This is a genomic window from Nocardioides sp. YR527, from assembly GCF_900101045.1.
Classification (GTDB): domain Bacteria; phylum Actinomycetota; class Actinomycetes; order Propionibacteriales; family Nocardioidaceae; genus Nocardioides.
In genome coordinates this window covers 826,767-837,395 of record NZ_FNFN01000002.1, presented here as the reverse complement: position 1 = coordinate 837,395, position 10,629 = coordinate 826,767, and the positions used below count along the sequence as shown (strand labels likewise).

The 10,629-nt window shown below is 67.1% G+C and carries 9 protein-coding genes; 4 read left to right on the top strand and 5 right to left on the bottom strand.

Annotated elements, in window-relative coordinates:
• Positions 1–13: 13 nt before the first annotated feature.
• Positions 14–1,171: an acyl-CoA dehydrogenase family protein gene (locus BLT25_RS08315; RefSeq protein ID WP_176883699.1), complete on the bottom strand. Its 1,158-nt coding sequence runs from the start codon at positions 1,169–1,171 to the stop codon at positions 14–16.
• A 104-nt stretch (positions 1,172–1,275) separates the two neighbouring features.
• On the opposite strand from BLT25_RS08315, the gene BLT25_RS08310 reads away from it, so the two are divergent.
• Both BLT25_RS08310 and BLT25_RS08305 read left to right on the top strand, forming a co-directional pair.
• Complete coding sequence (locus BLT25_RS08310) at positions 1,276–1,953, top strand: TetR/AcrR family transcriptional regulator (RefSeq protein WP_091044157.1); 678 nt, start codon at positions 1,276–1,278, stop codon at positions 1,951–1,953.
• 74 nt (positions 1,954–2,027) lie between these two features.
• Complete coding sequence (locus BLT25_RS08305; RefSeq protein WP_091044155.1) at positions 2,028–2,468, top strand: iron chaperone; 441 nt, start codon at positions 2,028–2,030, stop codon at positions 2,466–2,468.
• On the opposite strand, the gene BLT25_RS08300 is transcribed toward BLT25_RS08305, so the two are convergent.
• On the bottom strand, positions 2,465–2,812 hold the full coding sequence (locus tag BLT25_RS08300; protein WP_091044152.1) for a hypothetical protein: 348 nt from the start codon (positions 2,810–2,812) through the stop codon (positions 2,465–2,467). The genes BLT25_RS08305 and BLT25_RS08300 overlap by 4 nt on opposite strands.
• A gap of 14 nt (positions 2,813–2,826) precedes the next feature.
• Positions 2,827–3,306, bottom strand: a complete 480-nt coding sequence (locus BLT25_RS08295) for a DnaJ family domain-containing protein (RefSeq protein WP_256328505.1) — start codon at positions 3,304–3,306, stop codon at positions 2,827–2,829.
• 81 nt (positions 3,307–3,387) lie between these two features.
• Here BLT25_RS08295 and BLT25_RS08290 point away from each other — a divergent pair, with 81 nt between their 5' ends.
• Positions 3,388–3,990, top strand: a complete 603-nt coding sequence (locus tag BLT25_RS08290; protein ID WP_091044147.1) for a TetR/AcrR family transcriptional regulator — start codon at positions 3,388–3,390, stop codon at positions 3,988–3,990.
• Between the two features lie 154 nt (positions 3,991–4,144).
• A complete protein-coding gene (locus BLT25_RS08285; protein ID WP_091044145.1) occupies positions 4,145–7,174 on the top strand; it encodes a 3-keto-alpha-glucoside-1,2-lyase-like domain-containing protein in 3,030 nt (1,009 codons plus the stop codon).
• Positions 7,175–7,214: 40 nt separating this feature from the next.
• On the opposite strand, the gene BLT25_RS08280 is transcribed toward BLT25_RS08285, so the two are convergent.
• Together BLT25_RS08280 and dnaB are read right to left on the bottom strand one after the other, a co-directional pair.
• On the bottom strand, positions 7,215–7,961 hold the full coding sequence (locus tag BLT25_RS08280) for a GNAT family N-acetyltransferase (RefSeq protein ID WP_091044143.1): 747 nt from the start codon (positions 7,959–7,961) through the stop codon (positions 7,215–7,217).
• A gap of 78 nt (positions 7,962–8,039) precedes the next feature.
• Positions 8,040–10,463, bottom strand: coding sequence for a replicative DNA helicase (dnaB, locus tag BLT25_RS08275; RefSeq protein WP_218131284.1), 2,424 nt, complete (start codon positions 10,461–10,463; stop codon positions 8,040–8,042).
• Between the last annotated feature and the right edge of the window lie 166 nt (positions 10,464–10,629).

Here is a 10,629-nt window from a genome sequence, read left to right as displayed (position 1 = left end):
ATCGATCTCCTTCTCATCGGGTGGGGACCGGAAGGGATCGGCTGATGATCTCCTTCATGATCTCGCTGGTGCCGGCGTAGATGCGCTGGACGCGGAGGTCGGTGAAGGCCCGCGCGATGGGGTACTCCTCCATGAAGCCGTAGCCGCCGAAGAGCTGGACGCACTTGTCGACGACGATGCCGGCACGCTCGGAGCTCCAGTACTTGGCCATCGCGGCGGTCGGGATGTCGAGCTCGCCCTTGACGTGCAGCTCGACGCACTCGTCGATGAAGGAGCGCGCCACCCGGGCCTCGGTCGCAATCTCGGCCATCTCGAACTTGGTGTTCTGGAAGCCGAAGACCGGCCGTCCGAAGGCGGTGCGCTCGTTGACGTACAGGAGCGTCTCCTGGAAGCAGAACTCCATCGCCGCGACGCTGCCGACGGCCACGATCAGCCGCTCCTGCGGCAGCTGCATCATCAGCTGGACGAACCCGTCGCCCTCCTTGTCGCCGAGCAGGTTCGAGGCCGGGATGCGTACGTCGTCGAAGAAGAGCTCACAGGTGTCCTGCCCCTTCATCCCGATCTTGTCGAGGACCCGACCGCGCCGGAAGCCTTCGGTGTCGGTCGGGACGATGATCAGGGAGATCCCCGCCGCGGCCTCCTCGGGGTTCGTCTTGACCGCGACCAGCACCATGTCGGCCAGGAGCCCGTTGGTGATGAACGTCTTGGCGCCGTTGACGACGTAGTCGTCGCCGTCCTTGACCGCCTTGGTGCGGATGCCCTGCAGGTCGGAGCCGGTGCCGGGCTCGGTCATCGCGATCGCGGAGACCACCTCGCCGGAGGCCAGCTTCGGCAGCCACTCGTTCTTCTGCGCCTCCGTGCCGTACGCCAGCAGGTAGTGGGCCACGATCCCGCTGTGCAGCGAGGCACCGAAGGCGGTGTCGCCGACCCGGGCCTGCTCCTCGATCAGCACGGCCTCGTGGGCGAAGGTGCCGCCACCGCCGCCGTACGCCTCGGGGACGGAGAGGCACAGCAGACCCAGCTCGCCGGCCTTGCGCCACAGGTCACGGTCGACGTGCTTGTCGGCGATGTAGGTGTCGATGTTGGGCTTGACCTCCTTCTCGAAGAAGGTCCGGGCAAGGTCGCGAAGGTCGTCGAGGTCCTGGTCCATCCAGGGCGAGCGGCGGGACATGCGTGGCCTTTCGGGGTTGGGTACAGGGTGTTTCCAGAGACATGGTGTCCCACTTATCTCCTGGATACAAGGTGTAGCCGGTGCTGTCTCGCTAGGGTGACGATGTGGTTGACGTGGTCAAGTGGGTCGATTCCACCGTCCGGCGCCGCTCGGCGAAGGAGGCGCTCGACAACGACGCGCGGCGAGCCCAGGTGGTCGAGGCGGCCGTGGAGGCGATCGAGGAGCGCGGGCCGGGCATCGGCATGGCGCAGGTCGCCGAGCGCGCCGGCCTCCCCCGCCCGAACGTCTACCGGCACTTCGCCAGCAAGGAGCAGCTCGACGCCGAGGTCGTCCGGTTCGCATCGACCGAGCTGATCCGACGCGTACGCCCTCATCTGGCCCGTGCAGGGACCCCGCGTGAGGTGATCGGCGGTGTCATCGAGCCCTGCGTCGTCTGGGCCGACGAGCATCCCAACCTCTACCGGTTCGTCGCCGCGCAGCAGCAGACCAGGGCGCTGCACCGGGCCCGGATGGGACGCAACCGCTTCCTCGACGAGCTCATCGACGCCATGGGCTCCTACCTCCGCGCCTCCGAGGTGAGCGGCACCCCCTCCGACGGCATCCTGGCCGGCCTCATGGGCATGGTCGACGCGAGCATCATCTGGTGGCTCGACCACCACGACGAGACCCGGGACCAGCTCGTCGACCGGCTCACCCGGCAGGTCGTCGTCGTGCTCATCGACATGCTCGACGACCTCGGACTCGAGGTCCGCGACGACATGGTGTTCAGACCGCTCGACTGATCAGGAACGAAGAAGCGCACGGAGCCCCACCTCCTTAGGCTCGTATCAACAGACCGACCGAGGAAGGAAAGACCATGGCGAAGAGCAGCACGTTCACCGAGGAAGAGAAGGCGGCCATGAAGGAGGCCGCTGCCGAGCGCAGGACGGCCGCCAAGCGTGGCAGCGGCAGCAAGAAGGCCGAGGCCGATCTCGCCGACTGCCTCGAGAAGATCGAGGCGATGGACGACAACGACCGCGCGATCGGCGAGACGCTCCACCGGATCGTCACCACGCACGCGACCGATCTCGCCCCGAAGACCTGGTACGGCATGCCCGCCTACGCCAACGCCGACGGCAAGGTCGTGGTGTTCTACAAGTGCGCCGGGAAGTTCAAGATGCGCTACGCCGAGGTCGGCTTCCAGGAGTGGGCGAACCTCGACGACGGCGACATCTGGCCGACCGTATTCGCCGTCACGACGATGACCTCGGCCGTCGAGGAGAAGCTCACCGACCTGGTGAAGCGAGCGGTCCGCTAGCCGGCGTGATGCTCGCGGTAGGGCTGATAGAGCCGTTCCAGGAACCCTGCGAGCTCGGCGGCCATCTCCTCGTCCAGCGTGGGAAAGGAGAAGGTCGCCTTGCCCGTACGCCGCTTGCGGAACGCCTCCGATGAGCCCTCCAGCGCTTCCGGCCAGGTGTCGACGGCGATCGCGTAGAGGCTCACCTTCTGCGCGCTTCGCTTGACCGCGGCGAAGTAGTCATGGGCGCCGGCACCCGGCCAGCGCAACGACGGCATCCCGTAGATCGTCGCGTCCTCGAGCTCGTTGCGGTAACGCTCGAGAAGCGCCCAGATCCGGTCTTCGACGGCATCGAGGTCGGCCATTGTGGGAGCGTAGCTCAGCGGCGACGGAAGAGCCGGCGGCTTCGCCGAACGTCTGTGCCGGCCGCTTCGCGCGGCTTCCTGCCTCGCGCCGCCCGACGGTCGGCCCATCCGGCCACCGTGGCGTCAGGGTCGCGAGGCATCGTGATCAGCGGCGGTCCTGCCGGCGGTTCGTAGCGGGCGCGAATCACGAGTGCGTTGAAGTCGTCGATCTCGCGACGTACGGCCTTCTCGTCCGCCAGCTGATCCAGGCGCGCGTCCAGCTCGGCGTCGTCCTTGCGGAGCTGGATGGACGGCGGGAGCAGTGCGATGTGCTCACGCTCGATGAGGCTCCTGACCCACCACTCCGGGTCGTGGTGGTCCGGTAGATCGATCGGCTCACCACTGCCGGGCAGGTCGTCGAAGTCGCCACGGGCGATCGCCTTGCGCACCTGGAAGTCGGCGAGCAACGCGACAGCGACCGCATCGTCGATCGCGAAGGCGTACGGGTCGTGCACGCTTTCCACCATCCCTCCGTCGGCAGCGGATAAAAGTCACCTGTATTATGTCACGCGTATTGAAAACCGAAAGGGGCCGCGATGCCGAAGGTGGTCGACCACCGCGAGCGACGAGAAGCGATCGCGCACGCCCTCTGGCGGGTGGTCGAGCAACAGGGCTGGCCGCGAGCGACGATGCGCGAGGTCGCCCGCGAAGCGGATGTCTCTCTCGGGCAGCTCCAGCACTACTTCTCGTCCCGCACCGCGATGCTGACCTTCGCGATGGAGTTCGCCGCCGAACAGACCTCGGCCCGAGTCACCCGCGGCCTGACCGGGCTCGACCAGCCTCCACACCCCCGCGACGTACTGCGGGTGATTCTCGCCGAGATGCTCCCGCTGCACCCCGATGCGCGCGCCACCAGCCGCATGAACACCGCGTACGTCCTGGAAGCTCTTCACGATCCAGAGCTGCGCGAGCAGGCTCGCGTCGGCCTCGACGAGGGGCGGGCCATGGTCGAGCGCCTCATCCGGCAAGCACTGATCCACGGGCAGATCCCGGCCGACCGCGACCCGAACATCGAGACGGACCTGATCCTGGCGCTGACCGGCTTCGCACCGCTCCTCGAGCTCGGCGTGATCACGCCTCGAGCCGCACTGGCGGCCGTCGATCAGCACCTCGATCAGCTCTTCGCGCCTACGTCGTGAGGCGACTCCCCGTCAGCGGCGTTCTCACCGCCGGCAATGTGACCGTCGAGCGACATTTTCAACTAACTTGCGAAAGTTCAAAACCTTCTTGACGAAGTCTGATCGAGCCCCCTACCTTCATGTGTGACGCTCGCCACACCCCACGGAGGCCCGCATGTCTCGTATCCCCCCGTCCAGAGCCGTGCTCGGCTCACTCGTCGGCCTATCGGTCACAGCCGCACTCCTCGGCGGATCCCCCGCCACCGCCGCGGAGGCGGCGGACCTGCCACCGCAGGAGCCCGGTGTCACGCTGCGCACCTACGACATGGGTCGTCCGATCGCGGAGCTGTGCACGCTGAAGGCGGGCCAGACGCCCAACGTCGACAGGCTCACCTCGCTCATCGACTACGACTCACCGGCCGACTTCGGCCTCGGCGACCGGTTCATCTCCGAAGCCCTGGCCAACCTCCGCATCGATGCTGCCGGGACGTACGACTTCCGGCTGATCAGCGACGACGGCTCCCGGTTGCTCATCGACGGCTCGGAGGTCATCGACCACGACGGGCTGCACGGGGAGACCGCCAAGGACGGCGCCGTCACCCTGAGCGAGGGATATCACGACCTGCGCGTGGAGCACTTCGAGGACGGTGGCGGGGAGGTGCTGCGCCTGCAGTGGCGGCCTCCGGGCGCGGCTGACTTCACCCTGGTTCCGACCGAGGTCCTGAGCACCGAGGCAGGGGTGGTGCGGGTGACCTCGCCGGGCACGAAGTACTGCGAGGGCCAGAGCGACACTGCCGGTGACGGCATGCAGCTGGACAGCGTCCACCCGGCGTACGACCTGACCGACCTCCGGCCGGACGGCTTCGAGCCGATGGTGGCCGCGTTGGACTGGGCCACGGACGGCCGGCTCGCGGTGGTGACCACCGGGTCGGTGAGCCCGTCGGGCTGGGTGGAGGACCCCGAGCCCGGCGAGATCTTCCTGCTCAGCAACCCCGGGACCGCCACCGGCCCCGAGGACGTGACGGTGGAGAAGGTCGCGACCGACCTGTTCAACCCGATGGGCGTGGCGATCATCGGCAAGTCGATCTTCGTCTCCGAGCGCGACCAGCTCACCGAGCTGACCGACCCCGACGGGGACGGCTTCTACGACCGGCACCGGAAGGTCGCGGAGTGGCCCTTCGGCGGGAACTTCCACGAGTTCGCCTTCGGCCTCCTCCACGACAAGGAGAGCTTCTATGTGAACCTCTCCGTCGCGATCAACTTCGGCGGGGCGACCACCGACCCGCAGCCGGCTGCCGATCGCGGGACGACGCTGAAGATCTCGCGCAAGACGGGCAAGGTCACCTACCTCGCCGGCGGGCTGCGTACGCCGAACGGGATGGTGCGCGGACCCGGTGGCGACCTGTTCGTGATGGACAACCAGGGCGGCTGGCTGCCCAGCTCCAAGCTCGTGCACGTCAAGGCGGGCCGGTTCTTCAACCACTACACCAACCCGTCCGGCCCGTTCGACGACCAGCCGGTCACGGACCCGACCCTGTGGGTGCCGCAGGGCGAGATCGGCAACTCACCGAGCAGCCCGGTGATGCTGCAGAAGGGCGCGTACGCCGGTCAGATGATCTTCGGCGATGTCACCTACGGCGGCCTGCAGCGCGGCTTCCTGGAGAAGGTCGAGGGTGAGTACCAGGGCGCGGTCTTCCGCTATTCCGCCGGTCTCGAGGCGGGCGTGAACCGCACGCTGCTCGGTCCCGACGGATCGATCTACGTCGGCGGCGTCGGCGAGGCCGGCAACTGGAGCGAGCCGGGCAAGCTCCGCTACGGCCTGCAGCGGATGAGCCCCGACAACGGTGCGGCGTTCGACATGCGCGAGATGCGCGCGACCAGGAACGGCTTCAAGATCCGGTACACCCAGCCGCTGTCCCAGGAGACCGTCGACAAGATCGCCGCCGACCCGAACGCCGCCTTCCGGATGACGCACTGGCGCTACGTGCCGCGCCCGACGTACGGCGGCCCGAAGGTCGACGAGCGACCGCTGTTCGTCTCCGGTGCCACGGTGTCTCGTGATCGGACGTCGGTGACCCTCACCGTCGACGGGCTGGAGGAGGGCCGGGTCGTGCACCTGCGCTCGCCGCGGCCGTTCACTGCTCGCGGTGGCGAGGAGCTGTGGAACACCGAGGCCTGGTACACGCTCAACTCGATTCCTGGCTACCAGTCGCCCGCCGATCGCAACTATCTCGAGGCCGAGCAGGCGACCCTGGGTGGTAGCGCCGATGTCGACGTCGAGCACAACGGCTACTCCGGCTCCGGGTTCGTGGACGGCTTCGGCAGCGTCGGCGCCTCGGTCACCTTCGACGCGAAGGTCGCTCGCGCCGGGACGTACCCGGTCCGGCTGCGCTACGCCAACGGCCCGAACCCGGCACCCGGCACCAAGGAGGTCTCCGTCTACGTCAACGGCACGAAGGTCGAGCCGTGGGCACTGGAGTCCACCGGCGACTGGCAGACCTGGGGCACCGCGACCCGGTCGATGCAGCTGAAGGCCGGGGTCAACCGGATCTCGCTCCGCTACGACGAGGGCGATGACGGGAACGTCAACTTCGACTCCCTCAAGGTCGGCGGCGGCGAGGACATCTGTACGCCGCAGCGACCCGACCGGGGCTACCAGCCGCTCTTCGACGGAACCCTGGCCTCCTTGGCCTCCTGGCGGATGGCCGGACCCGGCTCGTTCGGTCGGCAGGACGACTGCTCGCTGCGTACGACCAACGGCCTGGGCCTGCTGTGGTACTCCGAGCAGGAGTTCACGTCCTACAGCCTCAAGCTCGACTGGAAGCTGATCAACGACAACAACGGCGGCGTCTTCATCGGCTTCCCCAACCCCGGCAACGACCCCTGGGTCGCGGTCAATCAGGGCTACGAGGTCCAGATCGACGCCACCGACGCTCCCGACCGCACCACCGGCGCCATCTACACCTTCCAAGGCGCCGACCCGTCGGCCGTCGCAGCTGCACTCAAGCCGGTCGGGTCGTGGAACTCGTACGACATCCGCGTCTCGGGCTCTCGCGTTCAGGTCTTCCTCAACGGGACGCAGGTGAACGACTTCACCAGCACCGACCCCGCGCGTGACTTGGCCGGCTTCATCGGCATGCAGAACCACGGCGGTGGCGAGACCGTCTACTACCGCAACGTACGGGTGAAGGAGCTCACCGACTGACGCTAGATCGGGCAGCGTGCCGCACCGGCGTTCCGTCGACTCACGACGGGGCGCCGGTGCGGTGTACGACCCACACGTTCGGCTCGACATAGGTAGCGACATCGTGGTCGAGGTCGCAGTGCACCGGAGCGAGCGCGCGTTCCACCAGCACCGGGCCCGTCTTGTCGAACGGCAGCCCCGTCCATCCCCGCCACTCCGTCAGGGTGCCGGGAATGACCATCGACCGAGGAGCCACCCGCTCGATGTACCCGCCGGCTCGTACGTGCACCCGTAGCCACGGGTCGACGGGGAGACCGTCCTCGCGAACCCGGGTCGCATACGTGGACATCGGCTCGTTGGCGTCGGTCTTGGCGCTGGGACGTACGGGCGCGACGAGCTCAGGAAAGCCGTGCCGGGCGGCGTTGTCGCGCATCGCGCCGAGCATCTGTGCCGAGATTCCCCTTCCCTGGTGGTCGGGGTGAACTGCGATCTCGACCGCGGAGATCGCATCGGGTTCCTGGCCTCGGATATTCGCCAGCAGGCCCTCGCGGATGACGAAGTCCCACCCGTTGTCGGGCAGCTCCTCGCGGTTGCCGCGGACGAAGGGGATCGAATACCCGCAGGCGACGACCTGGCCGCTCTCGTCCTGGGCGACCAGCACGAACGAGCTGAAGCGGCTCTCGACGTTGCCGTAGTAGAGCCCCCCGATCGGATCCTGACGCATGAACTCCGGCCATGAGCTGGGCATGTCCCACATCGCCTCGGCGAGATCAGGTCGGTCGGCGAGGACAGAGATGGTGAGCACCATGCGGCCATCGTTGCCGATGCGGTGGACACCAGCGACGGGTTTTCCTGACCGGTGCCGGTCGGGTCAGTTTGCTGGGCCTCAGTGAGCCATGTCGACGAAGCGGCTGTAGTGGCCTTGGAAGGCGACGACGAGGTCGCGGGTGGGGCCGTTGCGGTGCTTGGCGATGATCACGTCGGCCTCGCCGGGGCGGGTCGACTCCTTCTCGTAGACGTCGTCGCGGTGGAGGAGGACGACCATGTCGGCGTCCTGCTCGAGCGAGCCCGACTCACGTAGGTCGGAGACCGCTGGGCGCTTGTCGGCGCGCTGCTCGGAACCACGGTTGAGCTGGGACAACGCGATGATCGGGACCTCGAGCTCCTTGGCCAGCAGCTTGATCTGGCGGGAGAACTCGGAGACCTCGAGCTGGCGGGACTCGACCTTCTTGCCGGAGCTCATCAGCTGGAGGTAGTCGATGACGATGAGCTTGAGGTCGTGGCGCTGCTTGAGGCGGCGGGCCTTGGATCGGATCTCCATCATCGTCATGTTGGGACTGTCGTCGATGAACATCGGCGCGCTGGAGACCTCTCCCATCTTGCGGGCCAGCTTGTTCCAGTCGTCGTCGGACATGTTGCCGTTGCGGATGTGGTTGAGCGGCACCTTGGCCTCCGCCGAGAGGAGGCGCATGGTGATCTCGGAGCGGCTCATCTCCAGGCTGAAGAAGACGCTGGTCAGGTTGTTGTGGATCGAGGCCGCGCGACAGAAGTCGAGCGCGAGCGTGGAGTTGTGGGTCGGGATCATCGAGCGGCCCGCGAGGTAGAGGTGCTCCTCATTGTCGACCTGCACGCAGCGTACGGGGACGCTATTGACCCTTCGCACAGCCTTGATGTAGCGCCGACCGATTCGTGCGGTGCTCTCTGGCCGTTCCTCTTTGTGGAGGAGCTGCTTGCGGGTCAGACGGAAGACATCATCGACGGTCGAGAAGTTCAAGATGTAGCAAGTCGATGACTCCTCGGTACGGCCCTTGACCTGCTTGGTCGTGCGCCCGCACTTGTAACCGAGGCTGACGATCAGCTCGTAGACGTCATCTGCCAAGCGCTTGTTGGTCACCGCGAACTGGCAGGCCCCGACGCCCTTGACGACAGTCCCGTCAGTGTCCATGAGCCCTGCAAGGAGCTCGCGTCGCTGTGAGTCGGACGCCCGGAGGTAGTCGGTGGGGATGTGCTTGTTGTCGAGCACATCGATCTTTCGGAGGACGGCCGTGAACGTGCCGTGATCGTCGTGGCACGCAACGCACCTCGAACGATGAGTTGTGGCCGCACGTTCACACGACACGCACCTTCCACCGTGATCGTCCGGGTTGTCGGCAAGCTTGATGCTGTAGAGCATGTCCCCGCGGTGCTCGACGTGCAGGCCGTAGCCTTCGATGAGCATCGGAATCTCGTCTGTCTCGCACGTAATACGTGTTCCAGCGCTATGTCCATCGCCGAGCCAGGCACCCAGGACGTACGGCGGAATCAGCAACTCGGCGTCGTCCGCGGAGAGGGACGACGCGTTGAGGACCGCGTGGTTCGCCCGCTCGTCGGCGCCAACGGTCAGTGTCTTCTCGATCTGCGCCGTCGTGACGACGTCGGCAAAGATTCGCTGGTTGCGAGCTCGGTTGTAGTGATTGTCTGCGGCCCATTTCGACTTGCGCGCCGCTCGAGTCTCTGTGAGCCACTGGTGATCCGCGTCGGCGACGATGGTCGAACCGTCGGAGAAGGTGACCTCGTAGCAAGGCCGCTCTTCCATGACCTCGGTGGCGGCGACGACTCGGGTCGGGCGGCCGTCGGCTGCGTACAGAAGGTCTCCGACCGCGACCTCGCCCATCGTGGTCCAACCCTGGGGGGTCGGGAGCGGCGTATCGAGGGCGAGGGCCTTCCCCATCGCGGGTCGCGCCGCGACGATGATCATCTGACCGCCGTGGAAGCCGTTGGTGAGTTCGTCGAAGTCAGCGAAGCCGGTGGGGACACCGTAGAGGCCGGCCTCACGGTTGGAGATCGCCTCGATCTCGTCGAGGACGCCGTCCATGATGTCGGCGAGCGGGGAGTAGTCCTCGCCGGAGCGCTTGTCGGTGAGCTTGAAGACCTCGGCCTGGGCCTCGTCGACGATGTTGTCGACCTCGCCCTCGCCCGCGTAGCCGATCTGCACGATCTTGGTGCCGGCCTCGACCAGGCGGCGCAAGACCGACTTGTCGCGGACGATCTCACCGTAGTAACCGGCGTTGGCGGCGATCGGGACGTTGGAGGCGAGCGTGTGCAGGTAGGGGGCGCCGCCGATGCGCTCCAGCTCGCCCTTGCGGCGCAGGTCGTCGGCGACGGTGACCATGTCGGCGGGCTCGCCGCGGCTGTAGAGATCGAGGATCGAGTCGTAGATCGACTCGTGGGTCGGGCGGTAGAAGTCGGTGCCGCGCAGCGTCTCGGAGACGTCGGCGATGGCGTCCTTCGAGATCAGCATCGAGCCGAGGACCGCCTGCTCGGCAGCCATGTCCTGCGGTGGCGTGCGGTCGTTGACCGCGCGCGGGGCGTTGCCCGGTTCGTACGCCGCGGGCCCGTCGCCCCACTCTTCGAACGGCGGCTCCGGGAAGTCGCCCGGACCGTCCATCGAGCCGGTCTCAGTGACGCTCATTCCCTTGCCCCTCCGTGGTCTGCGG

Coding starts and splice junctions, on each gene's coding strand:
- dnaB (WP_218131284.1), bottom strand. CDS start 10,463: ATGGCTGCCGAGCAGGCGGTCCTCGGCTCGATGCTGATCTCGAAGGAC.
- BLT25_RS08305 (WP_091044155.1), top strand. CDS start 2,028: ATGGCGAAGAGCAGCACGTTCACCGAGGAAGAGAAGGCGGCCATGAAG.
- BLT25_RS08280 (WP_091044143.1), bottom strand. CDS start 7,961: ATGGTGCTCACCATCTCTGTCCTCGCCGACCGACCTGATCTCGCCGAG.
- BLT25_RS08300 (WP_091044152.1), bottom strand. CDS start 2,812: ATGGCCGACCTCGATGCCGTCGAAGACCGGATCTGGGCGCTTCTCGAG.
- BLT25_RS08315 (WP_176883699.1), bottom strand. CDS start 1,171: ATGTCCCGCCGCTCGCCCTGGATGGACCAGGACCTCGACGACCTTCGC.
- BLT25_RS08290 (WP_091044147.1), top strand. CDS start 3,388: ATGCCGAAGGTGGTCGACCACCGCGAGCGACGAGAAGCGATCGCGCAC.
- BLT25_RS08285 (WP_091044145.1), top strand. CDS start 4,145: ATGTCTCGTATCCCCCCGTCCAGAGCCGTGCTCGGCTCACTCGTCGGC.